This is a genomic window from Amycolatopsis sp. NPDC051061, assembly GCF_040682935.1.
In the GTDB taxonomy this organism is placed as follows: Bacteria; Actinomycetota; Actinomycetes; order Mycobacteriales; family Pseudonocardiaceae; genus Amycolatopsis.
Genome location: NZ_JBFBBZ010000028.1, coordinates 12,813 through 38,934, shown reverse-complemented (window position 1 = coordinate 38,934; position 26,122 = coordinate 12,813). Strand labels below are relative to the sequence as shown.

The 26,122-nt window shown below is 70.7% G+C and carries 23 protein-coding genes, 1 tRNA gene and 1 pseudogene; 17 read left to right on the top strand and 8 right to left on the bottom strand.

Translation table 11 applies throughout. The annotated features are described in order from the left end of the window. Positions 1 to 86 precede the first annotated feature (86 nt). The 5 genes and pseudogenes from AB0N03_RS32410 to AB0N03_RS32390 all read left to right on the top strand — a co-directional run bounded on the left by AB0N03_RS32410 (position 87) and on the right by AB0N03_RS32390 (position 5,826). Positions 87 to 2,342 (top strand): glycosyl hydrolase family 18 protein, encoded by a 2,256-nt coding sequence (locus AB0N03_RS32410; protein ID WP_364379515.1) that lies wholly within the window; start codon positions 87 to 89, stop codon positions 2,340 to 2,342. Positions 2,343 to 2,547: 205 nt separating this feature from the next. After that, positions 2,548 to 3,516: pseudogene (locus tag AB0N03_RS32405) on the top strand (alginate lyase family protein); the annotation flags it as partial. 116 nt (positions 3,517 to 3,632) lie between these two features. Further along, positions 3,633 to 3,706: transfer RNA gene (locus AB0N03_RS32400), tRNA-Pro, on the top strand. Positions 3,707 to 3,893: 187 nt separating this feature from the next. Continuing rightward, positions 3,894 to 4,967 (top strand): TIR domain-containing protein, encoded by a 1,074-nt coding sequence (locus tag AB0N03_RS32395; protein ID WP_364379512.1) that lies wholly within the window; start codon positions 3,894 to 3,896, stop codon positions 4,965 to 4,967. Between the two features lie 55 nt (positions 4,968 to 5,022). After that, on the top strand, positions 5,023 to 5,826 hold the full coding sequence (locus AB0N03_RS32390; RefSeq protein ID WP_364379509.1) for an SAM-dependent methyltransferase: 804 nt from the start codon (positions 5,023 to 5,025) through the stop codon (positions 5,824 to 5,826). Here AB0N03_RS32390 and AB0N03_RS32385 read toward each other — a convergent pair. The 6 genes from AB0N03_RS32385 to AB0N03_RS32360 form a co-directional block, all read right to left on the bottom strand. After that, entirely contained in the window at positions 5,823 to 6,173 is a 351-nt protein-coding gene (locus tag AB0N03_RS32385) for a ClpX C4-type zinc finger protein (protein ID WP_364379506.1), read from the bottom strand. The genes AB0N03_RS32390 and AB0N03_RS32385 overlap by 4 nt on opposite strands. Before the next feature lie 25 nt (positions 6,174 to 6,198). Further along, positions 6,199 to 6,588: a hypothetical protein gene (locus AB0N03_RS32380; RefSeq protein WP_364379743.1), complete on the bottom strand. Its 390-nt coding sequence runs from the start codon at positions 6,586 to 6,588 to the stop codon at positions 6,199 to 6,201. Between the two features lie 91 nt (positions 6,589 to 6,679). Continuing rightward, a complete protein-coding gene (locus AB0N03_RS32375) occupies positions 6,680 to 7,924 on the bottom strand; it encodes a GDSL-type esterase/lipase family protein (RefSeq protein WP_364379503.1) in 1,245 nt (414 codons plus the stop codon). A 154-nt stretch (positions 7,925 to 8,078) separates the two neighbouring features. Continuing rightward, positions 8,079 to 8,909 (bottom strand): GH25 family lysozyme, encoded by an 831-nt coding sequence (locus tag AB0N03_RS32370; RefSeq protein WP_364379500.1) that lies wholly within the window; start codon positions 8,907 to 8,909, stop codon positions 8,079 to 8,081. 99 nt (positions 8,910 to 9,008) lie between these two features. Continuing rightward, the gene (locus AB0N03_RS32365) at positions 9,009 to 10,457 is read right to left on the bottom strand and encodes a radical SAM protein (protein WP_364379497.1); all 1,449 of its coding nucleotides are present in this window, start codon (positions 10,455 to 10,457) and stop codon (positions 9,009 to 9,011) included. Next, positions 10,457 to 13,036, bottom strand: a complete 2,580-nt coding sequence (locus AB0N03_RS32360) for a glycosyltransferase (RefSeq protein WP_364379494.1) — start codon at positions 13,034 to 13,036, stop codon at positions 10,457 to 10,459. The genes AB0N03_RS32365 and AB0N03_RS32360 overlap by 1 nt, the downstream gene beginning before the upstream one ends. A gap of 115 nt (positions 13,037 to 13,151) precedes the next feature. On the opposite strand from AB0N03_RS32360, the gene AB0N03_RS32355 reads away from it, so the two are divergent. The 5 genes from AB0N03_RS32355 to AB0N03_RS32335 all read left to right on the top strand — a co-directional run bounded on the left by AB0N03_RS32355 (position 13,152) and on the right by AB0N03_RS32335 (position 20,522). Continuing rightward, positions 13,152 to 14,234, top strand: coding sequence for a sensor histidine kinase (locus AB0N03_RS32355; RefSeq protein WP_364379491.1), 1,083 nt, complete (start codon positions 13,152 to 13,154; stop codon positions 14,232 to 14,234). Further along, complete coding sequence (locus tag AB0N03_RS32350) at positions 14,231 to 14,875, top strand: response regulator transcription factor (protein WP_364379488.1); 645 nt, start codon at positions 14,231 to 14,233, stop codon at positions 14,873 to 14,875. The genes AB0N03_RS32355 and AB0N03_RS32350 overlap by 4 nt, the downstream gene beginning before the upstream one ends. A 99-nt stretch (positions 14,876 to 14,974) precedes the next feature. Beyond that, positions 14,975 to 15,364: a hypothetical protein gene (locus tag AB0N03_RS32345; RefSeq protein WP_364379485.1), complete on the top strand. Its 390-nt coding sequence runs from the start codon at positions 14,975 to 14,977 to the stop codon at positions 15,362 to 15,364. A gap of 1 nt (position 15,365) precedes the next feature. Further along, on the top strand, positions 15,366 to 16,664 hold the full coding sequence (locus AB0N03_RS32340; protein WP_364379482.1) for a DJ-1/PfpI family protein: 1,299 nt from the start codon (positions 15,366 to 15,368) through the stop codon (positions 16,662 to 16,664). A gap of 204 nt (positions 16,665 to 16,868) precedes the next feature. Then, positions 16,869 to 20,522 carry a family 78 glycoside hydrolase catalytic domain gene (locus tag AB0N03_RS32335; RefSeq protein WP_364379479.1) on the top strand — a complete coding sequence of 1,218 codons (3,654 nt, stop codon included), beginning with the start codon at positions 16,869 to 16,871 and terminating at the stop codon, positions 20,520 to 20,522. 94 nt (positions 20,523 to 20,616) lie between these two features. Here AB0N03_RS32335 and AB0N03_RS32330 read toward each other — a convergent pair whose 3' ends face one another. Both AB0N03_RS32330 and AB0N03_RS32325 read right to left on the bottom strand, forming a co-directional pair. Continuing rightward, positions 20,617 to 21,936 carry a cytochrome P450 gene (locus AB0N03_RS32330; RefSeq protein WP_364379476.1) on the bottom strand — a complete coding sequence of 440 codons (1,320 nt, stop codon included), beginning with the start codon at positions 21,934 to 21,936 and terminating at the stop codon, positions 20,617 to 20,619. Between the two features lie 40 nt (positions 21,937 to 21,976). Beyond that, positions 21,977 to 22,321, bottom strand: coding sequence for a hypothetical protein (locus AB0N03_RS32325; protein ID WP_364379473.1), 345 nt, complete (start codon positions 22,319 to 22,321; stop codon positions 21,977 to 21,979). A 183-nt stretch (positions 22,322 to 22,504) separates the two neighbouring features. Between AB0N03_RS32325 and AB0N03_RS32320 the strand changes: the two genes are divergently transcribed. Genes AB0N03_RS32320 through AB0N03_RS32290 form a run of 7 tightly spaced genes read left to right on the top strand, consistent with a single transcriptional unit; the run spans position 22,505 to position 26,118 of the window. After that, on the top strand, positions 22,505 to 23,764 hold the full coding sequence (locus AB0N03_RS32320) for a cation:proton antiporter (RefSeq protein WP_364379470.1): 1,260 nt from the start codon (positions 22,505 to 22,507) through the stop codon (positions 23,762 to 23,764). Between the two features lie 40 nt (positions 23,765 to 23,804). Next, the gene (locus tag AB0N03_RS32315; protein WP_364379467.1) at positions 23,805 to 24,263 is read left to right on the top strand and encodes a Na+/H+ antiporter subunit E; all 459 of its coding nucleotides are present in this window, start codon (positions 23,805 to 23,807) and stop codon (positions 24,261 to 24,263) included. Beyond that, positions 24,260 to 24,514, top strand: coding sequence for a hypothetical protein (locus tag AB0N03_RS32310; RefSeq protein ID WP_364379464.1), 255 nt, complete (start codon positions 24,260 to 24,262; stop codon positions 24,512 to 24,514). The genes AB0N03_RS32315 and AB0N03_RS32310 overlap by 4 nt, the downstream gene beginning before the upstream one ends. Next, positions 24,511 to 24,810: a monovalent cation/H(+) antiporter subunit G gene (locus tag AB0N03_RS32305; RefSeq protein WP_364379461.1), complete on the top strand. Its 300-nt coding sequence runs from the start codon at positions 24,511 to 24,513 to the stop codon at positions 24,808 to 24,810. The genes AB0N03_RS32310 and AB0N03_RS32305 overlap by 4 nt, the downstream gene beginning before the upstream one ends. Next, positions 24,807 to 25,043: a hydrogenase subunit MbhD domain-containing protein gene (locus AB0N03_RS32300; RefSeq protein WP_364379458.1), complete on the top strand. Its 237-nt coding sequence runs from the start codon at positions 24,807 to 24,809 to the stop codon at positions 25,041 to 25,043. Before AB0N03_RS32305 ends, AB0N03_RS32300 begins: the two co-directional genes overlap by 4 nt. Next, a complete protein-coding gene (locus AB0N03_RS32295; protein WP_364379455.1) occupies positions 25,040 to 25,774 on the top strand; it encodes an MnhB domain-containing protein in 735 nt (244 codons plus the stop codon). Before AB0N03_RS32300 ends, AB0N03_RS32295 begins: the two co-directional genes overlap by 4 nt. Next, complete coding sequence (locus AB0N03_RS32290; protein ID WP_364379740.1) at positions 25,774 to 26,118, top strand: cation:proton antiporter subunit C; 345 nt, start codon at positions 25,774 to 25,776, stop codon at positions 26,116 to 26,118. Before AB0N03_RS32295 ends, AB0N03_RS32290 begins: the two co-directional genes overlap by 1 nt. Positions 26,119 to 26,122 lie beyond the last annotated feature (4 nt).

Below are 26,122 nucleotides of genomic sequence, written 5' to 3'. Positions count from 1 at the left end.
GCGGGCGCGGATCTCCCGGCACCGGGTTACATTCGATGTGGTCTAGACCACGTCGTCGTCCCCCGCGTGCCGCTTGGAGAACCGCCATGAGACGCACTCCCGCACGACTACGCTCCGCGCTCGCCGCCGTACTGATAGCAACCGGCGGCGTCGCGGCGCTCGCGCCACCCGCCGCCGCGGCCGGTTCGCTGACCGCCACCCTGGCGATGAGCGGCACGACCGGCACCTACACCGTCGCCAACACCGGCACCGCGTCGGTGAGCAACTGGGCGATCACCTTCACGCTGCCCGCCGGCGTCACCGCCAGTACCGGCGAAAACGGCACGGTGACGCAGAACGGCACCCAGGTCACGCTCACCCCCGCGTACTACATCGCGACGCTGGCGCCGGGCCGCACCACCTACCCGTACAGCCCGACCTTCCGGCTCAGCACGGCGGCGACGCCGGCGCAGTGCCGCGTCGACAACGCGAACTGCGACGGTTCACCCGACACTCCCCCGGGCGCGCCCACGAACCTGCGGCTGGTCGCGAAGACGACCAAGACGGTCGCGCTGGCCTGGAACGCCTCGGCCGCCGGCTCGCTGCCGGTGACCGGCTACGACGTCTACCAAGGAACTTCCCTGGCCGCGTCGGCGACCGGGACGAGCGCGACGATCAGCGGGCTCACGCCGGGTACCGCGTACTCGTTCACGGTGAAGGCCAAGGACTCGAAGGGGACGACTTCGCCCGCGAGCACCGCTTTGGCCGTCACGACGAACAACCCGGCCGACGACACGCAGGCACCCTCGGCTCCCGGTTCCCTCCGTTCGACCGCCGCCGACGCGACTTCGGTATCGCTCACGTGGACCGCGTCGAGCGACAACACCGGCGTCGTCAGCTACGACGTCTACCGCGGTTCCACCCTCGCCACCACGGTGACGACGACGGGCGCGGTCGTGACCGGGCTGGCACCGTCCACTTCGTACACCTTCACGGTGCGTGCCCGGGACGGCTACGACAATGTTTCCGCCGCCGGCAACGCGGTCTCCGTGAAGACCGGCGACATCGTGTCGGGCTACGCGAAGGTCGGCTACTTCGTGCAATGGGGAATCTACGGGCGCCAGTACTTCGTGAAGAACCTCGAGACGTCGGGCGCGGCGGCGAAGCTGACGCACCTGCTGTACGCGTTCGAGAACATCGATCCCGTGAACCTGACGTGCCTTTCCGGCGTCACGAAGGGTACGACGGCGAACCCGCAGGATCCCAACCAGGGTGACGGCGCGGGGGACGCCGAAGCCGACTACTCGCGGCCGTTCTCGGCGGCGCAGTCGGTGGACGGCGTGGCCGACACGGGCTGGGAGTCGCTGCGCGGCAACTTCAACCAGCTCACGAAGCTCAAGGCGAAGCACCCGAACCTGAAGGTGCTGGTCTCGCTGGGCGGCTGGACGTATTCGAAGTACTTCTCGGACGTCGCGGCCACGGACGCGTCGCGCAAGAAGTTCGTCTCGTCGTGCATCGACACGTGGATCAAGGGCAACATCGCGTCCTACGGCGGCGCGGGCGGCCCGGGCACGGCGGCCGGCCTCTTCGACGGCATCGACCTCGACTGGGAGTGGCCCGCGAGCGCCGATGGCCACCCGGGCAACCACTGGAGCCCGAACGACAAGAACAACCTGACGGCGCTGCTGGCGGAGTTCCGCACGCAGCTGGACGCGTACGGCGCGACGACCGGCAAGCGGTACCAGCTGCACGCCTTCACCCCGGCGGACCCGGCCAAGGTCGCGTCCGGGTGGGATCTGTCGAAGGTGTTCGACTACCTGGACGTGGCGAACGTGCAGGGGTACGACTTCCACGGTTCGGGCAGCGACAACTCGTGGGAGCCGAACCGCACCGGGCACCAGGGCAACCTGTACGCGGACGCGGACGACCCGTACAACTTCCACTTCAGCGCGGAAGCGGCGATCAACGCCTACACGAATGCCGGCGTGGATCCGCGCCGGCTGACTTTGGGGTTGGCGTTCTACGGGCGCGGCTGGCAGGGCGTCGCGGACGGCGGGAAGAGCGGCGAGTGGCAGTCGGCGACCGGCGCGGCTCCGGGGCAGTTCGCCGAGGAAGCGGGGACGCGCGGTTACGCGAACCTGGTGGCGAGCGTGCCGGGGTGCGCGGTCCACCACGACACGGCCGCGGTGGCGACGTCGTGTTACACGGGCAATGGCGGCCAGTGGTGGACGTTCGACGACGCCTGGTCGATCGGGCTGAAGACGGCGTGGGTGAAGCAGCGCGGCCTGCTCGGCGTGATGGCGTGGGAGATGTCGGGTGACACCGGGACGTTGATGAACGCGGTCAGCGACGGTCTCGGCTGACGGTACAGCGATTCAGCCCGCTGAACGGAAAACGCCTTCCGTTCAGCGGGCTGAACATTTTCCGGTTCTTTTCTTCAGGAGCCGAAGAAAGGGCTTCGACGGGTCTTGACTCTCGATGGTCTGGACCATGAAACTGGCGGGACAGCGCGCTCTGGAGTGACAACGCCGTCTGGAGGAGAGCCATGTCCTGCTTGAGAAAAGTCTTTCTTACGCATCACTCTCCCGCACCCCGAAACCCCGCGCGGTCGTCGAATGCGGCTCGTATTCGAACCCGAACTACGGCTGTACCGACGAGCGGGAAGACGCGATCGCGGCGTACACGGCCGCCCTGATCTGGTACATCTCCGGCGACGCCCGTTACGCGCAGAAGGCGATAGCGTTGATGGACGCGTGGTCGGCGACGATCACGAGTCACACCAACAGCAACGCACCCCTGCAGACGGGCTGGGCGGGCTCATCCTGGCCCCGCGCGGCGGAGATCATCAAGTACACGTACACGAGCTGGCCGAACTCGGGCCGCTTCGGCACGATGCTGCGGAATGTGTACCTGAACAAAATCATCAACGGCAGCAACAGCAACGGCAACTGGGAACTGTCCATGATGGAGGCCGCGGTAGGAATCTCGGTGTTCCTGGAGGACAAGACGAACTTCGACAAGGCCGTGACCCGCTACCGAAACCGCGTCGCCGCGTATGTCTACCTGTCTTCCGACGGCGCGCTACCGAAGACGGTCCCCGGCAGGGGACTGTCCACGCGCGACCAGATCGTGGGCTACTGGCAGGGCCAGGGAACGTTCGCGGACGGCCTGACCCAGGAGACCTGCCGCGACTTCACCCACACGGGCTACGGCATCGCCTCGATCGCCGACGTAGCGGAGACGCTGCGCATCCAGGGCCAGGACGTGTACGGAACGGACGTGGGCGAGCGCCTGCGCCAGGCGCTGGGGTTCCAGTCGAAATACCAGCTGGGCACGGCGGTGCCATCATGGCTGTGCGGCGGTCACCTGAACCTCGGGTTGGGCCCGGTGACGGAGGTGGGGTTCAACGCGTTGAACACCCGCCTGGGCATCGCGATGACGAACACGCAGACGTTGACGGAGCGCCAGCGCCCGGCGGGCTCGAACAACCTGTTCGTGGCGTGGCAGACGCTGACCCACGCCGGCAACGCCGCTTGATCTTGCCCCATCCGCCTGACTCGCGTTTCCGCAGGTCAGGCGGATGGCGACCCCGCGCGCAGGGCCGTTCGGCGGGCGCGCTAAAGTACTTCTCACGCACTCAGCGAGTGCGGGTCCGGGCTGTGGCGCAGTTTGGTAGCGCACTTGACTGGGGGTCAAGGGGTCGCAGGTTCAAATCCTGTCAGCCCGACGGACAAGCCACGTTCACGCAGGTGGACGTGGCTTTCGTCGTATCCGGGTCGACTGCGACAACCGCACTCGCTCGTTTATGTCGCCCGGGCCTTTGCCCCGCGCAGCGCCGGGCTCCGGCTTGCCTCCAGCGCCGCCCTGCGATGCCCGGTTAGGGTGTGCGCCTCTACGGGAGGTTCGCAGCGACCATGACGGAGGATGAGACCTACGACTACGACATCGCCGTGTCGTTCGCCGCAGAAGATCGGGAGCTTGTCAGGGACGTCGTGACCGGACTCAAGGAACACGACGTCAAGGTCTTCTTCGACGAAGACAGCACCGCCGAGACGTGGGGTGAAAACCTCCTCAAGGCGATCTACGGCCGTCGGGCTCGCTATGCCGTTCTCTTCATCTCGAGCCACTACGTCGCCAAGAAGTGGACCACCTACGAACGGCAAGCAGCCCAGGACCGGGCCTTCCAACAGACCGCTTCCCACATCCTTCCGGTGCGTATCGACGATTCGGACCTTCCCGGGCTCTTGTCCACCGTCGGTTACATCGACGCCGACTTCGCCGGCGTGCGAGGCATCGTCGATGCCGTCCTTCGCAAGCTCGGCGATCACGGCCGGACTCGCGCTCCGAAGTTCGACGGTAGAGCGCCGCGGACACCAGAAGCTGTCGCCCTGGTGCTCAGCGAACGGCCTCCCGGATGGGAGTTCCTTCTCTACGGCGGCCTCCTCCACCGAGGAATCGCCGATCTGGAAGACAATTACCTGGACCACGTCATCGAGTTCGCTGCACACAACGGCAAGGTAATCGCCGGCGAAGACGGACTTTCGTGGCTGGGCAACAAGCTGACCTCGGTCAGCACGATCGTCGCCAATCTCGACCGTGTGCTGTCGGACGACGCACAGACCGCGGCGTTCGGAAAGCCCGGCGAAGCCGGTGATCCCGAGCGGATCATCCACCTGGCGAACCGGCTCACTGGCATCTACGAAGAACTACTCGACTGGGCCGCCGGGATCCGGGCAACCGGCTTCGAGGACGACGCGATCCGACACATCGCCGTCGTCGAAGCGCGGCTCGCCGACATGCCGATCCAGCAGCTTCGCAGGTTCGTCGAAGACTTCTTGCAGCAGATGGACGGACTCACCGCGCGGCTTCTCGCCGGCGAGAACGTGGATCTCACCTTCAGCGTGAAGATCGAGATGGACCCAATAAGGCCGGCGGACCACCACCGCGCCCTTCGAGCCTATGCCGCCCAGTTATCCCGCAAGTCCTGACGGTCATCCACCTGCAAGCGCTACAGTAGGCCGAGCAGATTCGAAGGGGACGAGGGTGACCGATCAGGAGGGCGCGGACTGGATCCCGCCCGATGCCGACCTTTCCCGGCCCAGTGCTGCCCGCATCTACGACTACCTGCTCGGCGGGGCCCACAACCTCGCCGCCGACCGGGCCGTCGCGCAACGGCTCGAAGCCATCCAGCCCCAGGTGGCCACCGTGGCCCGGCGCAACCGGGCCTTCCTGAGGCGCGTCGTGCGGTACATGCTCGACCAGGGCATCCGGCAGTTCCTCGACCTCGGCTCCGGCATCCCGACGGTCGGCAACGTGCACGAAGTCGCCCAAGCCGTCGATCCCCGCGCCAAGGTCGTCTACGTCGACTACGAACCCGTCGCCGTCGCGCACAGCCTCATGCTGCTCAAGGACAACCCGAACGCCGAGGCCTTCGAGGCCGATGCCACCGATACGGAAACCGTTCTCGGCTCCGAGTCCGTGCGGAAGCTGATCGATCTCGAGCAGCCCGTCGGACTGCTGGCCATCACGCTCGGGCACTACCTGCCGGACGTCCGGGGGGTCTTCGGGACCTACCGGGACGCGCTCGCGCCCGGCAGCCACCTCGCGCTCACCCACCTGACCAACGACTTCGCCGTCCTGCGCGACCCCAAGATCGCCGAGACCATGAAGTCGACGCAAGACCGCATCTACCCGCGCTCGCGCGACGAGGTGCTCGCTCTCTTCGACGGCTTCGAGCTCGTCGAACCCGGGCTGACCACCTCCGCGAATTGGCGGCCCGATCGGCTCGCCGCCGTCGTCGACCCCGAAGAGGACGGCCTCTACGCCGGCGTGGGCGTCAAACCTTAAGGCTCGGTGGAGAAGCGTTCCCACGCCGACTGGCGGGTCATCCCCAGCGCGTCGCCGATCTGCGCCCACGTGCCGCCCAGGGCGCGCGCCTTGCCGACCCACGCGGCCAGGTTCTGCTGCACCTGCGCGGTCGCCGCCGCGATCGGGGCGAGGTTCTGCAGCACCTGCTCGAGCGGCAGGTCGTGCTCCCACGGGGCGATCATCGGTGCGTCCGACGGCTTGCCCTCGATCACCGAGACGCACAGCTGGACGCACCCGTCGCAGATGAACACCCCCGGACCGCCGACGAGCGTGTCCACTTCCGTGTTCGGCTTCGCGCAGAAGGAACATTGTACGATCACCGCCATCCGGCCTCCTTTGTCAGGGGCGACCTTACGCGCGTAAGGCGGACCCTGACAAGCTCAAGAACGACGACGTCCATTCGGCGAGCTCCGTCAGCCGCGACTTCAGCTCTTCGATCTCGGCCCAGCGGCGGTGCTCACGCTCCAGGTCCGGTACCAGGAAATCCTCGACCAGCTGCAGCAACGTGGCGATCTCGTAGGCGACGTCGGCGAGCTGCAGGAACGGTCGGTACTCGGCTTCGGTGCCGGTACCGTTGCGCGTGGCCCAGTCGCGGGCGCCGTGCCCCGCGGTGCGGCACACCGCCACCACCGTGCGCCGGAGGTCACCGCGCCGGGAGTCCGGCCGCCCTTCGGTCAGCGGGGCGACGTTCCAGGCCACGGACAGCAGGCAGCAGCCGGCGTCGTCCATCGAGGTGTTCATCACCGGACGTACTTTGGGGACCCCTGGGCACAGTCCGGCCGTTCCGACTCGCGGAGTCACGCGATCGTGTGAATAACCGCCCCGGATCGGGTCATCGACGCGCGGAGCCGGCCAGCATCGGCAGCGACACGAAGTCCGCCAAGGCCTGCTGCCCCGCCGCGTTGGCGTGGATGCCGTCGCCGTTCTCGTACACCGGCAAGATCGTGTTCGGCTTCAGCGGGTCCTTCAGCACCTCGTCGAAGTTCACCACGCCGGAACACGTGCCGCCGCAGGAGGACCAGCGGGAGACGAACAACCCGATCTCGTGGCGCGCGAGGTTCGCCGCGTCGTCGTATCCGGGCCGGGGCGTGCTCGGCGTCACGTAGACCGCGATCCCCGCCGCCCGCAGCCGCTGGAACACCGAGCGGTAGCTCGCCAGGATCGTCTCGCCGTCGCAGCCGTACGCGAGGTCGTTCGTGCCGTAGTAGTAGATCACCGACGTCACGCCGTGCAGGGCCAGGACGTCGCGGTCGAGGCGGCTCCCCGCGTCCAGGCCGGCAACCGACGGCGGCATCCCCGGGCACGAGGGCGCGCTCGTCGTCCCCGAGACGCCCGCGTTGGCCACCGCCAGCTGGGCCGACGGGGGCGCCTGGGCGACGATCCGCCGCGCCAGGTCGTCGGGCCAGCGGCGGTCCGCGCCGAGCTGGGTGCAGCCGGGGCCGCAGTTGGTGCTGCCGATGCCGTCGACGACCGAGCTGCCGAACGGGACGACCGTGCCCCGCAAGGACGTGTTGTGCACGTCGACGGCGCTCACGACGTACGTCGAGCCGACGGTGGAAGTGAAGGCTCCGCCGGAGCCATCGGCCGCGTGGTCCCCCGACCCCGGCGCGGTCAGGTAGTTGTCCCGCAAAGCCGCGCCGTGGCGGCCGGGAGTGGCCGTGCCCGCGACGAACATGCTCACCGCGAGGTTCGTGTCCGGGCTCGTCACGAGCCGGGTTTCGTCGCTCCAGACGTCGCCGCCCACCGGGATCGTGACGGCCGGACGGCCGGCGAAAGTCAGGTCGCGCACGTCCGAAACACCGGCGCCGCCGGTGCTGAGCCCGGCGGTGGCGTGCCCGATGGTCAGCGGGCCGGTGCCGAAGGTGTTCTGGAGCCGGACGCGCACGGCGTCGCCGCCCTGGCTGAGGTGGGTGAGCATCCGCAGCGACCGGCCGGACACGGGCGCGTCCGCGTGCCCGTCCTGCGACTGCGCCCAGGAGGTGAACCACGCGTGTCCCGCGCCGTCCGCGCTCGGCGCCGAGGCGACGACCAACGCGGAAATCGTGGCCAGTACACCGATCCGATGGGCTACTCGCATTCGATCGATGGTAGGGAGCCGGTCACGAAAGCGGCAAGCAGCTTGTCCGATCTTGTCAGCGCCGGGGGTTTTCGTTCGGCGAACCGTACGAAACGCCGGACGGCACGAGGGTGATCACCGTGACCAGCCCGCCCGGGTGTTCGCGCATCCTGCGTCAGCCCTTCGCCAGCGCCTCGACGCGGCCGATCGGGCCGTTGTAGTAGTTCTGGTCCCCCGGCAGCCCGCCACCGCGCGCGAACTGCCAGATGCTCTGCTTGTCCCAGCCCGCGGGCAGCTCGCCGATCTCCGGAGCGTAGCGGGCCAGCCACAGCGGATCGGTGTTCCCGAACCGGTTCGTGTTGCCGGTGCAGCGCTTCCACCAGGACGTGCTCGTGTAGATCAGCGCGCTGCGCTTCGCCTTCGCCAGGTACGTGCGCGTGAAGTCCGTGATCCACGCCGTCATGTCGGCCGCGCTCTTGCCGTAGCAGACGTCGCCGTACGGGTTGTACTCGATGTCGAGCGCGCCGGGCAGCGTCTTGCCGTCCGGGCCCCAGCCGCCGCCGTGGGCGATGAAGTACTCCGCCTGCTCCGCGCCGCCGGAGATGTCCGGGCGCGCGAAGTGGTACGCGCCGCGGATCAGGCCGGCCGTGTGCGCGCCGTTGTACTGCCCGATGAACTGCGGGTTGAGGAACCCGGTGCCCTCGGTCGCCTTGACGTAGGTGAACTTCGCGCCGGCGCCGGCCGCGGCGGCCCAGTCGACCGGCCCCTGGTGCCCGCTGACGTCGTGGCCGAGCGTCTGCCCGGCCGGGTCGACGCGGGCGGTTCCCAGCACGCCTTCGTGCAGCGCGATCTGCGTGCCGGCGAAGTTCGTGGCCGCGAGGGAGTAGTCGGGCGCGGCTTCGGCGGGCGCGGCGGCGACCACCGAGGCGAACGCGGCCAGCGCGCCCGCCGCGGCGAGCCTCGGCCGCCACCGCCGTTCGTCGTGTCCGGCAACGGTTCGGCTCATCGGGGCTCCGATCTCGGTACGGGCACGTCCGGCTCCCATGCTGCCTCGCGTGGTCGCGTTCCGCGAGCCTTCTGTCACCCGATGTAGTGATCTTGGCCGTCAGAGCTCGGTGGTGATGATGGCCTCGACCAGCACTTCGCCCGACCGGGTCAGCTGGATCACTCCGTCGTCGGGTCGCAGCTCGACGAGCCCTCGCGCGGCCAGCGACCGGAACTTCCCCAGCCACGGTTCCGCGAACAGCGAACGCCCCGGGAACCGCGATGCGTGCAGCGAATCCCGTAACGGCTGCAACGTCGTCAAGGCCATCTTCACCGCCCGCGCCTCCTGCGCCTCCGGCGTGAACCGCGTCGCCGAACCCAGGGGAATGCGGCCGTCCGAAACGGTTTCGATGTAGCGGCGGGAGTTGACGTCGGTGATCGCCTCGGACGCGCGGCAGCTCGAGCTGCCGCCGAGGCCGATCGCGACTTCGGCTTCCTGCTTGTCCTGGTCGACCATGATGGCCTTCCACTTCTCGGGCCCGAGACCGGCGCGCGCGAAGTACATCGTCGGGTGCTCGGTGTAGCCCGCGGCGCGCAGGCCGTCGGTGAGCAGCTCGCGCATCTGGTACTGCTCGCCGAGCGTCGGCCAGCGGTGGCCGTCGCGCACCAGCTTGTCCCGGTACGCCGGCAGCTGCCACGCCGCCGGCTTCTCGCCGGTGACGCCGGTGCGCGTGTCGCTGTAGGACGCCAGGTGCAGCTTCGTGCACACCACGGCCGTGACTTCGTTCTCCAGCACGATGTCCAGATCGCGGCGGACGCTGTCCAGGGTCTGGTCGAGCAGGCCGTACATCAGGTCGATGCTGACCCACTCGAAGCCCAGCGACCGGGCGTTGCGGACGAAGTCGACGCACATTTCGGCGCTGTGTTCGCGGCCGCACAGCTCCAGGACGTGGTCGTCGAACGATTGGACACCGCTGGACAGCTTGGTGCAGCCCAGGTCCCGCAACAGTTCCAGCTTGGCCGGGGTGAACGTGCTCGGGTCACCTTCGAAGCGGATCGTCGTGTCCGCGGTGAACCCGAAGTGCGCGCGGTAGAACTCCAGCAAGCGGCGGATCTCCGGCTCCGGCAGCAGCGACGGCGTGCCGCCGAAGACGTTGAACTCCCCCACTTCGGCGCCGGCCAGGTGGGGCACGGCGTCGAGCCACAGCCGCGCTTCGGCGATGTTGAGGTCGACCCAGTGCTTCGCTTTCTCGTACGCCACTTCGGGTTTTCCCTTGACCAGCACCACCGGGTACTGGCAGAACCGGCAGCGATAAGCGCACGTCGGGATGTAGGACCAGAGATGAATGGGCCCGGACGAAGCCAGCTGCGCGTCGAGATCGCGCAGGAACTCCGACGGCGACCCGGGCACGTTGCCCGGGAAGACGTGCGCCCCGAACGGATCCTCCTGCACAAAATCGAGGAGGTGCCGGTTCTCCGGCGCCTCGAGGACATCGAGCACGGTGGGCCGCGGCCACGCCGGGTCGAGCGTGTGCAGCGAGCCGATCGCCTCTTCGTAGGCGAGGGTCATCAGAACACCCCTCCGTTGCCGAAGTAGTTGTGGGCCTCTCCGGATTCCCGGTCCTCGCAGTAGTAGTGGACGAACTCCGCGAAGCGCTCCGCCGGGATCTCCGCCAGGCACGGCGGCAGCGGCGGCGGGAACCCGATGTCCTCGCCGACGTGCCGCCGCAGGCAGGCGAACAGCTCGTCGGCGAACTCGAAGTACAGCCGGTACGACGGCGTCTTGTACGCGTGGATCGGCGTGAAGTCGACGACGTGCATCTCGGCGCGGATCTCGGCGATCCGCCGCGCGAGCCGGGACGCCAAGCCGGCGCCTAAGAACGCGATGACGGCGTCGTCCTCGAGGAGCGTGGGCGTCAGCAGCACCGGCAGGATCGTGTTCTTGGGCGTGAAGTCCTTGATCGAGAACTCCCACGCCTGCCGCGCTTCGGCCTCCGTCAGATCCGAAGCGGCAGCGGGCATCGACGGCCGGATGTCGCGCATGACGATGATGCCGTCGGAGCCGTAAGCCCGGCCGGCGATGACCTCGTCGATGGCGTGGTCGACGCGCCGCGGGTTGATCTCGACGCGCGAGCGCGGCGCGTACGTGATCGCGTCGCCACCACTGGCGACCTTGATGCCGAAGTCCCAGTCGTCGGACAGGTGACTGACGAACTTGCCGTCCTGCAGCTGGTAGAAGATCTCGATGCCGCCGGCGCGCTCGTAGGCGTCGCGTTCGCCCGCGAAACCCTTGCCGTCGGGGAAACCACCGAACAGCGAGAACGTGACCGCGCGGCACCGCAGCGTCCGCTGGATCGCGTCCCACAGCCGAGGCCGGCCGGTGAAGTGCTCTGCACGGTAGTAGTAGTCGCAGACGCCGATCGCGGCCTTGCTCGACTCCATCGCGGCGAACAGCTCGCTCAGCCAGTGCGGGTCGACGCGGCAGTCCGCGTCGGCCGACACGAGGTAGAACCGCTCCCCCGGGTCGGTTTCCGGCCGGTTCCGGCTGCGCGCCGCGGCGAAGTCCATGCCCGCCCGCCGCGCGCACGACACGCCCTGCTCGGGTTCGTGGATGACGTGCAGCGCGAGTTCGGGGTGCGAAGCCGCGAAGGCGCGCGCGACGGCCACGGTGTCGTCGGTCGAGTTGTTGTCGACCAGCACGACCTCGTACCGGCTCTTGTCGAGGGCTGCGTCGCCGTCGCGCTGGTCGTGCAGCGTCCGCAGGACTTCCGGGAGGTTCGCGGCCTCGTTGTAGACCGGCAGGACGACGGAAAGCCGGGTGCCGGCCCCCATCGGCGGCGGGTAGAGCCGGTCGACGAGGTCGTCGACGACCCGCGTGCCGAAGTGCGCCTGGCCGAGTTCGGAGTTCGCCCGCACCACGTCCGCCCGTTTCCCTTCGTCGGTGATCAGCTCGGCCACTTCGCGCGCGAACGCCGCGTCCGGCAGGTCGCGGGCCCGGATGTCGAGCACCGGCGCCCGGAATCCCTTGCGGCCGTAGACGACGTCGTACAGCTCGTAGCCGCTCGTGACGTACGGCGTCCCGGAAGCGATCGCCTCGCTGACCGGGTTGCCGTAGCTCTCGTAGTCGTAGGAGGTCAGGAACGACACGACCGTCGCGTGCGCCAGCAGGTCTCGCACCGAGTACCGGCCGGGCAGGGCCGTGTCGTACGGCGTCAGCCAGCCACCGAACACGACGCGGTCGCGGACGCCGAGCCGCGTCGCGAGGTCCGTGAGCCGCGCGTGCTCGGCCGGGGTCTCGTCGACGTCGCCGGCGACGAACAGCCACGCGTCCGGCAGCAGCACGAGGAGGTGCAGGTCCCGGTCGATGCGCTTCTGCGGGATGATCCGCGTGATCCGGGCGAGCAGCGCAACGCCGTCGGGAATGCCGTGGTCCCGCCGGAATCCCGCGTTGCGCTCGTCGACCCGCGCGGGCGCGATGGCGAACGCGTTGGGCAGGACGTCGATGGCCCGCAGGTCCGGCACCCACTCGAGGGTCTTCGCCTTCGCCTGCTCGTGCAGCGCGAAGTAGTGGATGTGCGGGGAGTTCCGCGGCGCGGGGACGCCGGGGTACGGGAAGCGGCCGTACTTCGCGATGCCCGGTTCGCTCTGCCACATGAGGTCGTGGTCGCGCCAGAACACGAACCGGCCGAGGCGGTGGCGGGCGCCGTAGCGGTCGATCGCGCGGTAGAGCGCCTCGGTGTAGGCGATGTTCTCGGGCAGCGTGCCGTTCTCGACCAGCACCAGCGTGACGCCGAGGCGTTCCCAGGTGGCCACGATCTTCCCGGCCAGCTCGCTGGCGATCCGGTCGATCTCCGGACGCAGGGTCTCGTCGCCGTGCTGGACGACTTCGCGCAAGGTCCGTTCGACGAAGTCCCGGTCGTAGCCGCGAATCCCGTCGACGCCTTCGACGCGGTCGAGCGTGACCCACCCGGGCAGCAGCCCGGCTTCGTCGCGGTAGCGCCGGAAGAAGGCGCCCTTGTCCGCCTTGATGTCGTAGCCGAGGTCGAGGTGGACGCGGTGCCCGGCGAACCGGCGCGCCGTCTTGAGGAACTCGACCACGACGCCGGAGAGCGGAGTGGCGTCGAAGGACACACCCCAGAGGACTGACATCGATGTCGGACTCCCGTCTCGGCTTCGCCGTCATTCCCAGCGTAAGCGGCGGCGCTCCGGGCGGCCGCGTGAGCGAGTGGTTGACCGCGGACGCCCGACCCCGCAGAGTGGCACCGTGAACCGGGCCCTCGGGGTGCTGACCTGCGGCGCCTTCCTCTCGATCGTGCTCGGGGTCCTCGGATCCGGGGAGCCCGTGCTCTCGCTGGTCTTCGGCGCGATCTTCCTCGTGCTCGCGACGGCGGGCTTCGGCTGGGTGCGCACCCGCGGCGGGTGGGCGTGGCCGGCCGCGTACGTCGGTGTCCAGCTGCCGCTGGCCTTCGTGACGTTCACGATCAGCGCCGGCGTCGGGGCGACGCTGTTCCTCGTCGTGCTGGTCAGCCAGTGCGTGCTGCTGCGCCTGCCGCTACCGGTGATCGCGCTCGTCATCGCGGTGGTGCCGCTCGTGCACCTCGGGATGTCGCTGGGCGAAGGCCTGCGGGAAGGGCTCGGGACGCTGGTGTCGGTGCTGTTCGCGGCCGTCATCACCGAGCTGCTGCTGCGCGAACAGCGCTCGCGCGGCGAACTCGCCGAGGCACACGAAAAGCTGCGCGACTACGCCACCCAGGCCGAACGGCTGGCGACGGCGCAGGAACGCAACCGCGTCGCGCGCGACATCCACGACGGGCTCGGGCACTCGCTCACCGTCGTCCAGATGCAGGTCAAGGCCGCGCGAGCGGTGCTGCCGACCGACCCGGACAAGGCCGACGAAGTCCTCGCGAAGGCTCAGGAACAGGCCGAGAACGCGCTTTCCGAGGTACGTCGCTCGGTGAAGGCGTTGCGCGAACCGCGGTCGACGCCGTTGGCGGACGCGGTGCGGGCGCTGGCCTCGGAAGCCGGAGTCCCGGCCGAGATCACGGTCTCGGGGACCGAGCGGCCGTTGCCGGAACAACACCGCGAGGCCCTGTTCCGGACGGCGCAGGAAGGGTTGACGAACGTCCGCAAGCACGCCGGCGCGGACCGCGTCGAGCTGGTCCTGGACTACGCCGACGCGTCGGTCCGGGTGGTCGTGCGCGACGACGGCGCCGGCAGCGACGGTGGCGCGTCCTCCGGCTTCGGGCTGCTGGGGCTGCGGGAACGCGCCGAGCAGCTGGGTGGCAAGCTCGACTTCACCTCGGCGCCGGGCGAGGGCAGCGCGCTGAGCATGGAGGTCCCGGGATGACACCGGTCCGCGTCCTGCTCGTCGACGACCAGGCGCTGTTCCGCGAAGCCCTCGCCACGCTACTGGCGACTCACAATGGCATCGACGTCGTCGGCGAGGCGGGCAACGGCGAGGAAGCGCTGAGCCGTGCGCAGGAGCTGACCCCGGACGTCGTCCTGATGGACCTGCGCATGCCGGTGCTCGACGGCATCGCCGCGACCCGGCGGCTGCGGCTGGCGCACCCGGACGTCCAGGTCATCGCTCTGACCACCTTCGACGACGACGAAGACGTCTTCGCGGCCCTGCGCGCGGGCGCGGTCGGGTACCTGCTCAAGGACGTCTCGTCGGCCCGGTTGATCGAGGCGGTGCTGGCGGCCGCGCGGGGCGAGTCGGTGCTGCAGCCGTCGGTCGCCGCGAAGGTCGTCGCGCGGTTCGCGCAGCTGCCCGAGCCGGCTCCCCAGTCGCTGGTGGTGCCGCTGTCGGAGCGAGAGCAGGAAGTATTGCGCCTGCTCGCGGACGGCCGCAGCAACCGCGAGATCGCCGCGAAGCTGTTCCTCGCCGAGGGCACCGTGAAGAACCACGTGACGAACCTGCTGGGGAAGCTCGGCGCCCGCGACCGCACCCAAGCCGCGCTGCGCGCCCGGGATCTCGGCTTGCTCTGAGGAGTCACCTGACCCGGGTCATGACTTCCGGCACGTCCCGATCCGGCCGGCACCCGGGATTCTCGTCCAGGAGCGAAACCGCACTGGAGGGAACCCGAGATGACCACCGCCGCCCCACCCCGGACCACCACCCGCAAACTCGCCCGGTTCACCGGGCACTACGTCGAGATGGTCGCCGCCATGCTCATCGGCATGGTGGCGCTCCACCCGCTCTGGCCGTCGTCCTGGCTGGAGCGCGCGGACGTCGACGCGCTCGTCATGGCCACGAACATGACCGTCGCCATGACCGCGGCCATGGTGCTGCGCCGGCACTCGTGGCCGCGGATCGCCGAGATGGCCGCCGCCATGTACCTGCCGTTCGTCCTGCTGCTCGTGCCGTTCTGGCTCGAGGCGATCGACGGCGCCACCCTGATGGTCGCCGGGCACGTGATCATGTTCCCGCTGATGCTGGCCGCCATGGTGTGGCGCCGCGCCGAGTACTGGCACTGACATGCGAACCGTCCTGAAGTGGTTCGCCCTGGTAGTCGCCGTGCTCGCCGTCCCCGCCGTCGGCGCGACCATCGCCGCGCTCTCGGCGTTCGGGGCTCTCTACTCCCCCGGCCCGGACCGGCCTCTGCCCGCCGCGACGCCGCCGGTCCACGACCCGGCCAAGCCCACCGCGGTAATCGTCGTCGGCGATCGGGGGGCCGTCGTCTCCGACACCCTCGCGCCATACGAAATCCTCGCCGCGACCGGCCGGTTCAACGTCTACACCGTCGCGTCGAAGCGGGAACCGAAGCCGCTGACCGGCGGCCTCGACCTCGTCCCCGACCTGAGCTTCGACGACCTCGCCGCCCGGCTCGGCCCGAAGGCGCCGGACCTCGTCGTCGTGCCCGCGCTCCCGGACGTCGGCGAGCCGAGCACCGAGCCGGTCAAGCGCTGGCTGCGCGCGCAGGCCACCCACGGCGCGAAGCTGCTGAGCGTCTGCAACGGCGGCGGCGTGCTCGCCTCCACCGGTCTGCTCGACGGCCGGCCGGCCACCGCCCACTGGCTGAAGCTCGACGCCTTCGCCGGCGACTACCCGGCCGTGCACTGGGTGCCCGGGCAGCGGTTCGTCGACGACGGCGACGTCGTCACCACCGCCGGGATCCTGTCCGGCATCGACGGGACGCTGCACTGGGTCGAGCGGCTGGCCGGTCGCGACGTGGCGGCCGACGCCGCGAAGGCGGTCGGCTGGACGCGCTACGGCACCACGGTGCCGGTGCACCCGCCGGCGTCGATGCCGGACGCGGCCGCGATCGTCAACGCCGCCTTCCGCTGGAACCCGGACGAGATCGGGGTGCTGCTCGCCGACGGTGTCGGCGAGCTCGAGCTCGCGTCGGTGTTCGACACCGAAGGCCAGTCGCTGTCTTCGCGCACACTCGCCGTGAGCGCCGACGGTGCCCCGATCCGGTCGCGGCACGGCCTGACCTTCGTGCCGCATGCGTCCCTCGCGTCGGCTGACCTCGACCGGCTGATCGTGCCGGGCGCGACGCGCGGGGTCACTCCTCCGCCCGGCGGCCCGGCCCCGGAATACGTCCACGACCGGCCCGGCTTCGCCTACGACACCGCGGTGAACGCGCTCTCGCGCCGCACGGACGTCGCGACCGCGCGCTGGACCGCGAAGGTCCTGGAGCTGCCCACCGACCGCGTCGCCTTCGAAGGCCGGGCCTGGCCGTGGCTACCCACGGCGCTCCCGGTAGTGCTGATCCTGCTGGGCGCGGCGGCGGTCACCGTGGCCGTGCGGGTGCGGAAGCGGCGCCAGGGCTGAGCGGGGACGCCCCGATTCCCGGCGAATCGGGGCGTTCGGCGCCCCTAAAACGATTTAGGAATTCCCAAGTCGTCGAAGCGATTCACCAGGTATGCGTCCCGGTGGAGTATTGCCAACGTGTGAGTACGTGATTACAGTCACGTATCACGCTGTATTGAAACGTTTAAATATCGTCGCCCCCATCCCCGCCGTAAGGGAGCCCGCATGCTGCCCTCGAAGCTCTGGCGCGCGACCACCACCACGCTCGCCGCGATCCTCGTCCTGTCCGCCGCCTCGGTTCCCCCGGCCGGCGCGGCTCCACCGGTCGACCTGGCCGGCGCGCACTGGATCTGGTACCCGGAAGGCGACGCCCGGGTGAGCGCACCGGCCGCGACCCGCTACTTCCGCACGACGTTCACCGCGCCCGCCGGCGCGGTCAGCGACGCCCAGTTCGTCGTGACCGGCGACGACACCGCCGACGTCTGGCTCAACGGCAAGCCCCTCGCCTCGTCCGCCCGCACCACGGACTCGTGGCGGACGGCGCTGCCCGTGGACCTGCGGCCCGCGTTGGCTCCCGGCGTCAACACCCTCGCCGTCGCCGTCCGCAACGCCGGCGGCCCGGCCGGCTTGCTCGGGCGGCTGCGGGTGACGACCTCCTCGGGCACCACCGACCTGACCACCGGCGCCGGCTGGAAAAGCGCCACCACCGCGGCGGACGGCTGGGAGCAACCCGGTTTCGCCGACGGGACCTGGGCCGCGGCCGCGGATCTCGGCACTTACGGCGCCGCGCCGTGGGGCAGCGGCGTCAGCACCCCGAACGGCTCGGCGAAGACGCCGCTTTCGGTCGCGAGCGCCACGACCGCGCAGCGGATCAACCCTCTCGGCGTCGACCCGGCCCAAGCCCGGTTCGGCTGGAAGCTGGCGTCTTCGGCCGCGCAGCAACGGCAGTCGGCCTACCAGCTCGTGGTGTCCGCCGGCGGTCAGGACGTCTGGGACAGCGGCCGCGTCGCCTCCGCGCAGCAGGCCGACGTCGCCTACGGCGGCCCGGCCCTCGCGTCGCTGACCGCCTACACCTGGAAGGTCCGCGTCTGGGACGGCGAAGGCCGGATGAGCGACTGGAGCCCGGTGCAGCGCTTCGAAACGGCGCTGCGCGACGCGGGCACCGAATGGACCGGCGCCTTCCTCGGCCGCGCCACGGCCGGTCCGGACCTCGCCGGCGCCAGCTGGGTCTGGTACCCCGAAGGCGATCCGGTCGGCGGCGTGCCCCCGGCCACGCGGTTCTTCCGGAAGAACGTCGACCTGACCGCGGCGCCGTCGAAGGCCACCCTCGTCGTGACCGGCGACGACACCGCCACGGTCTGGGTCAACGGCACCCAGGTCAGCGACTCCCCGCGCGCCACCGACTCGTGGAAGACCGCTGCCGTCATCGACGTCGGCAGCCTGCTGACCGCCGGGACGAACACCATCGCCGTCCGCGCGGAGAACACCACGCAGAGCCCGGCCGGGATGATCGCCAAGCTGACCGTCCAAGGTGGACCCACGGTGAGCACGGACGGCACGTGGAAAGCGAGCCAGACCGGCCCGGACGGCTGGCAGCAGCGCGGGTTCGACGACGCGTCCTGGGTGGCGGCGCGGGCCTTGACCGCGTACGGCACCGGCCCGTGGGGCGCGAACGTCGCCGTGAGCGCCCCCGCTCCCCTGCTGCGCAAGAGCTTCACGGTCTCGAAGCCGGTCGCGGACGCACGGCTGCTCACCACCGCGCTCGGCCTGCAGGAGACCCACCTCAACGGCGCCAAGGTCGGCGGCGAGGTCCTCGCTCCCGGGTGGACGGACTACGCGAAACGCCTGCAGTACCGCGTTTCCGACGTCACCGGGCAGGTTCGCCAAGGCGAGAACGTCCTCGGCGCGCTGGTCGGCAACGGCTGGTACTCCGGCAGCATCGGCATCGCCGGCAGCCAGAAGTACGGCACCGAGCCGTGGTACTCCGCGCAGCTGAAGCTGACCTTCACCGACGGCACGTCCACCACGGTCGCGACCGACGGCACCTGGAAGACCGGCGACGGCGCGATCCGCGCCGACGACCTCTACCAGGGCGAAACGTACGACGCCCGGCTCGCGAACGGCTGGGACCGGCCCGGCTTCGACGACCGTGCGTGGGCGGCGCCCCGGGTCAAGACCGGTGCGAAGCCGAATCTGGTGTCCCAAGTGGACAACGGCGTCACGGTGCAGCAGGAGTTCAAGCCCGTCTCCTGGACCCAGCCGAAGCCGGGGGTCTGGGTGGCCGACCTCGGCCAGAACTTCAGCGGCTGGAACCGGCTTTCGGTGACCGGCCCGGCCGGCACCACGGTCACCATGCGGCACGCCGAGGTGCTCAACCCGGACGGCACGATCTACACGACGAACCTGCGCGCGGCGCAGGCGACCGACCGGTTCACCCTGGCGGGCACCGGCGGCGCGGAGACGTACGAGCCGCGGTTCACCGTGCACGGCTACCGGTACGTCGAGCTCACCGGCCTGCCCGCGGCGCCGACGGCAGCGACGTTGACCGGCCGGGCGATGTGGACCTCCGGGGCGCAGACCGGCACGTTCACGACGTCGAACGCGCTGGTGAACCAGCTGCAGCACAACATCCTGTGGGGTGAGCGCTCGAACATGCTGTCCGTGCCGAGCGACTGCCCGCAGCGCGACGAGCGGCTCGGCTGGACCGGCGACATCGGGATCTTCGCCGGCACCTCGACGTTCAACCTCGACGTCGCGAACTTCCTCGGCAAGTTCAGCGACGACCTGGTCGACGCCCAGCACGACGACGGGTCCTTCACCGACGTCGCGCCGGGCGTGCTGAGCGGCTCGGGCACGGCGGGCTGGGGTGACGCGGGCGTCATCGTGCCTTACACCCTGTGGCAGCGCTACGGCGACACCGGCGTGATCAACGAGCACTTCGCCGCGATGGTCAAGTGGGTCGAGTACCTGCGCTCGACGTCGGGTGCGGACCTGATCCGCGACCACCAGACGTACGGCGACTGGCTCAACGTCAACGACAACACCGCGCAGGACCTGATCTCGACGGCGTTCTTCGCGTGGTCGTCACGGCTGGTGTCGCGGATGGCCGCGGCCACCGGGCACACCGCCGAAGCGACGAAGTACGGGACCCTGGCCGACCAGATCGGGGCGGCGTTCACGAACCGGTTCGTCCAGGCGGACGGCACGGTGGGGGCGAACACGCAGACCGGGTACGTCCTGGCGCTGGCGTTCGGGCTGCTGCCCGCGGCACGCGTCCAGCCGGCGGCGGACAAGCTGGCCGCGAAGGTCGCGGCGTCCGGCGGTCATCTCAGCGTCGGCTTCCTCGGCGTGGAGAACCTGCTGCCGGTGCTGGCCGCGCACGGGCACGCGGACGTCGCGTACCAGGTGTTGCTGCAGCCGGACTTCCCCGGCTGGGGCTACATGATCGGCCACGGCGCGACGACCATCTGGGAGCGCTGGGACGGGATCAAGCCGGACGGCTCGTTCAACGATCCGGGGATGAACTCGTTCAACCACTACGGCCTCGGCTCGGTGGGCGACTTCCTGTACCGCTCGGTCGGCGGGCTCTCGCCGGCGTCCCCGGGGTACGCGTCGCTGCTGGTGGCGCCGCGGCCGGGTGGCGGGTTGACGTCGGCGAAGTCGGCGTACGAGACGCCCTACGGCGGCGCGGTCAGCGACTGGTCGGTCTCGGCCGGGAAGCTGACGCTGCGCGTGACGGTCCCGGCCGGTTCATCGGCGACGGTGCAGGTGCCGACGTCGCAGCCGGGTTCGGTGGTAGCGCCGCCGGAAGCGGTACCGTCGGCGGCGAGGTCGTACTTCGTGCCCGCCGGGTCGTACGTCTTCACGGCTTCGGCATGAGGTGACGAGCGCCCCAAGGCGGCCTTGGGTGCGTTCGACGCACCGAAGGCCGCCTTGGGTGCGTTGAACGCACCGAAGGCCACATTGGGGCGCTTCAGTCCGGGAGGAGCCTGAACTTCAGGTGGAAGTTGTCCAGGCCGGCCGGAAGCGGGCGTTCGGGGGCCAGTACCGGCCCCGACGCCTGCTCGAAACCGTGCTGTCGCACCAGGTTCGCGAGCATCGTGCTCGCGCAGAACAGGACCAGGTCACGGCCCGGGCAGACGGCCGGGCCCGCGCTGAACGGCACCAGCGCCGGGTTCTCCGCCGCCCGGCCGTCGAGCCAGAGGTCCGGGTCGAAGCGGTCGGCGTAGGACAGCCCCGCGTTGCGGTGGAAGAACGGCGTGAAGACCAGCACCGTCGTCCCCGCCGGGCCCCACGACGTCTCCTCCGTCGTTTCGCGCAGCAGCATCGGCGTCGTCGGCCACAGCCGGACCGACTCCAGCACGCACGCGCGCAGGAAGCGCAGCTGGTGCGGCTCGGCGAGGTCCAGGCCGGACACGTCGGTGCGGACGCGCTCCAGCTCGGCCGGGTGGGTCGCCAGCAGGGCCAGGGCCCGGAAGGTCGCCATGCCCGCCGCGTCGAACGCGAACAGCCAGTGCGCCACCTGGTCCACGGCCGTGCCGTCGTCGCCCACGGACGCGATCGCCGCTGCCAGGCTGCCCGGCTCGGCGCGGCCGAGGTGGGCGCTGAGCCGGGCGCGGAACTGCTCCCGCGCCTGCTTGCGCCGCGGGTGCAGGTACGCCCAGTTCGCGTCCAGCCGCAGGCGTTCCAGCAGGTCGGTGAGCGTTTCGTCGGTTCGGGCGCCCGAACCGAGCACGATGCGCCGCACGAGCCGCCACCAGGCGACGTTGAAGGTGTCCCAGGTCAGCTCGTGCGTGACTTCGCCGAGCAGCGCGGCGGACTCCTCCGCGATCGCGCGCGCGAACGGTGTCGCCAGCTCGTGCAGCGGGCGTCCCGGCTCGAGGACGGCCTCGGTGAAACTGCGCCGCAGCCGGCGGTCGTGCGCGTCGGAGATGAGCACGCCGTGCGGCTGGAAGTGGCCCAGTGCGGCTCGTTTCTCCACTGTGGACGGACTGAACGGCGTCGGCGCGCCGGCGAGCAGTTTCTCCACGTCTTCGCGTGCGAGGGCCATCCCGACCGACCGGCCGGGGACGCGCAGCTTCAACGGACGCCCGTCGTGTTTCTCGCGCAGCCGTGTCAGCAGCTTCACGCCCGCACGGTCCGCCCGCAGCTTGCCCATCAGGGCCATCGCCGAAGGACGACGTTTGATCACCCCGCCGGCCAGCGTGGGCAACGCCACCTGGAGCGCGACCTGGAGGGTCTCGGCCACCGAAGCGGTCGCCGGGCGCGCGAGCTTTTTCCGAGTGGACGTCATGGGCGTCCGGCTACCCGTGATCGCCGGGGCGGAAACGCCGTCAGTGACGCAGCGCGAGGTTCAGGACGTCACCGGCGTGGTCCAGGCAGTCGACGCAGATCACGGCATCCCGCTGGGCGCAGGTGACGCGCAGCAGCGGACGGCGCAGGCCGAGGAACGTCCGGCGTTCGCGGCGACCGCAGAACTCGCAGACCGCGGCCAGCGGCGACGTCACCGCCGCCAGCACGTTCCCGCCCGGGGTCTCCCGGTCGGCGCCGTCGCGCGCCACCCGCAGCCCGGCGCGCACGCAGTCCACGCAGATCGGCCCGGCCTTGCCGGGGACCCGCGGGCCGCGCACCGTGCCACAGAACCGGCAGGGCCGCCCGGCCCCGTTCGCCGCCGTCACGGCACCTCCTCCCGGTTTCGCCGCGCGCACACCGGGAACCCGAGGCGCGACGCCACCTGCCGGTCACGCTACCCGCATCCGCACCGGCTGGGCGGCGTCGGCGGAACCCGGCTCACGCTCGGCCGGGTCCCGCTCACGGACCTCCCGCCCGGGCGGCACGGCACGAGCGGGCAGGAGGACCCTTTGTCGTCGTTGACGGTGCTGTTCGGCGTGGCCGGCCTGCTCGCCCTGGCCGCGGCGATCGTGCCGAAGCTCGTGGCCGACCGGCCGTTCTCGGTGCCGCTGGTGATGCTGGTCGCCGGGATCGTGCTGGGTCTGTTGCCGCTGCCCGCGCCCTACGGCAACGGCTGGAGCGATCCCGCCGCCCACCTGGAAGGCGTCGAGTCCTTCACCCAGCTGGGTATTCTCGTCGCGCTCGCCGGGGCCGGCCTGTCCGTCGACCGCCCGTTCGGCCTGAAGCGCTGGGGCTCGACGTGGCGGCTGCTCGCGCTGACCATGCCGCTGTCGATCCTCGCGATCGCCGCGCTGGGACACTGGTGGCTCGCGCTGGCGCCGGGCGTGGCACTGCTGCTGGCCGCGGCGCTGGCGCCGACCGACCCGGTGCTGGCGGGCGACATCGGCGTGCCGCACCCCGACGTCGAGCCGGACCTGGCCCGGAACAACGAAATCCGCTTCACGCTGACCACCGAAGCGGGGCTCAACGACGGCTTGGCGATGCCGTTCGTCCTGCTCGGGCTGGCGATGGCGGGCAGCAGGCCGAACCTGGACCTCTCCTGGGTGCTCGTGGACCTGCTGCTGCCCGTCGCGACCGGCGTGGTGCTGGGTCTGCTCGCCGGGCGCGGGCTCGGCTGGGCGATCTTCCACACCTCGTCGGACCGGCTGCGGCTCGCCGAGTACGGCGACGGTCTGGTCCTGCTGGCCCTGGCCTTCCTGCCGTACGCGCTGGCGGAGCTGGCCCACGGCAACGGCTTCGTCGCCGTGTTCACCGCGGCGGTCTGCGTCCGCAAGCAGGAGCGGGAGCACGACTACCACGGCGTCCTGCACGCCTTCGGCCACCAGCTCGAACGGCTCTTCGTGCCGCTGGCCCTGCTGGGGCTGGGGCTGGGTATCGGGGACGGCCTCCTCCTCGGCCTCCGCCCCCTCGAAGTGGTGATCGCGGTGGTCGCCGTGCTGGTGGTCCGGCCCCTGGTCGGCTGGGTGACACTGCTCGGGTCTTCGGCGGGCCGGCCGGCGAAGCTGGCGATCGCGTTCTTCGGCGTCCGCGGCATCGGCACGCTCTACTACCTCGCGTACGCGATCAACCGGCTGCCGGTCGACCACCAGGACGTGCTGTGGCGGGTCGGCGCGCTCGCCGTCGCCGTCTCGGTGGTGGTCCACGGCGTCCTCGCGGAACCGGCCATCCAGCGGATCGAGCGCATGGGCGGCCACCTGCCCGCCCACTGAACCCGGTTGGCGAGGACGGCCGCGGGGTACCCCGCCCGGCGTGCGGGTGACATCCGAGGTGCTGCCCTGGTGGCTCGGCCTGACCGGCCTGTGGGTCCTGACGCTGTCGACGCCGTCGCTGCCGGAGGTGGTGGCCGCGGCCGTCGCGGCGGTGCCGTGCGCCTTCGCCGCCCGCGCCGCGCGCAAGGCCGTCGAGGGCACCTGGCGGCCCCGGGCGCGCTGGGTCCGCTGGCTGCTCGCGGTACCCGCGGCCGCGGTCCGCGAGTCCGTCCAGGCCATGGTCAAGGTGGCGCGGCACCCGCGTGCGGGCCGGTTCGACACGGTGACCCTGCCCGGCGAACCCGACGCGGTTCACGAAGCCCGGGCGGCCTGCGCGGCTGTCGTCGTCGGCAGCACGCCCGGCACGATGGTCGTCGCCACTCCGCCGGACGGCCGTGACCTGGTCGTCCACCGCCTGCTCGAGGGTGACTCGCGCGTGCTGGACCAGGTGCGCCGGTGACCGGCTGGCTGATCGCCGCCGTGCTGCTCATGGTGGGCGGGCTCGGCCCGGCGCTGTGGCTCGCCGCGCGCGGTGACGCCCTCGGCCGCCTCGCCGGGCTGCAGCTCGCCGGCCCGGTCACCGTCCTCACGCTGCTGCTGCTCGTGCAGGCCTACGGTCCGTCGAGCGCGGTGATCCTGCCGCTGACGCTGACGGTGCTGGCCTTCGCCGGCACGCTCCTGTTCATCCGGCTGCTGGGGACGACGGAATGACGGTCGTCGCGCAGGTCCTGGTCTTCGCCGGCGTCGCCGTCGTCGTGGTCTCGGCGCTGGCGATGCTGCGGGCCCGGACCCTGCTCGACCGGCTGCACCTGCTCGCCCCGGTGACCACGCTGGGCGGACCGCTGGTCGGGATCGGGCTGACGCTCGCGAACGGCTGGACCCTGACGTCGGGCGCCATCTTGCTCACCATCGTCCTGCTGGCGGTGACCGGCCCGGTCCTGCAGTCCGCGGCCGGGCGCGTCGAGGCGCAGCGGCAGGGTGCGATCGACGAGGACCTGCCGTCGTGACGACGGTCGTGCTGCTGGTCGCCCTCGCGTTCGTCGCCGTCGCCGGGTTCGCGGTGGTGGCCACCTCGGACCCGCGGCGCCAGGCGATCACGCTCTCGCTGTTCAGCCTGTGCCTGGCGCTGGTGTTCGTCGCACTCCAGGCCCCGGACGTCGCGCTGTCCGAACTGGCCATCGGGTCGGCCGTGGTGCCGCTGCTCGTGCTGCTCACCATCCGGAAGGTGGGCGGGCGATGACGCTGCGGGCCCGGACGTGGCTGTGCGCGGCCGGCGCGCTCGGCGTGGCCGTGCTGCTCGTGACGGCGTTCCTGCGGATGCCGGAGTTCGGCGGCACCCTGCACGTCTACCGCGACCTCGCCCTGCCCGCCGCGATCGCGCGCGCGACGCCGAACCTCGTGTCGTCGATCAACTTCGACCTGCGCGCGCTGGACACGCTCGGTGAGGAGACCATCGTCGCCGCGGCGGTCGTGGGCACGCTCTCGCTGCTGCAACCGTCCAAAGAGGAACGACAGCGGATCGGGCCCCAGCGCGGCTACGTCATGCCCGTGGTCAAGCTCGCCGGCTACCTGATGCTGCCGGTGACCCTGCTGCTCGGCATCGACGTCGTCGCGCACGGCCACCTCACCCCGGGTGGTGGCTTCCAGGGCGGCGTCGTGCTGGCCACCGGCTGGCACCTGCTCTACATCTCCGGCAGCTACCCGGCGCTCGCGCGGCTGCGCCCGATCGACTGGTGCGAGTACGCCGAGGCGGCGGCGACCGGCCTGTACGTCGTCGCCGGGCTCGCCGGGCTGGTCGCCGGCGGCGCGTTCCTCGCCAACGTCCTGCCGAAGGGCGAGTTCGGCTCGCTGGTGTCGGCCGGCACCGTCCCGGTCCTGAGCGTCCTGATCGGGATCGAGGTCGCCGCCGGGCTCGTGGTGCTGCTGGCGCAGTTCCTCGGCCAGGGCCTGATCCGCGAGGAGACCCCGTGATGGTGGGGATGGCCTGTTATGGAGTCGCCGGCTGGCTGCTGCTGATCGGCGCGATCGGCATCGTGCGCAGCCGGCACCTCGTCCACACCGTCGTCTCGCTCTCGGTGGCCCAAGCCGGGACGTACGTGCTGCTGCTCGGGATCGGTTACCAGGACCGGGCCGGCGCGCCGATCGTCGTCCAGGACCAGCGGCAGCCTGTCGTCGACCCGATGGTGCAGGCGATGACGCTCACCGACATCGTCGTGTCGGCGACGATCACCGCACTCCTGCTCGGCCTGACCATCCAGATCTCCCAGCGCCACGGGACGGTCGATCCCGACGAGCTGCGCGCGCTGCGCGGCTGAGGCG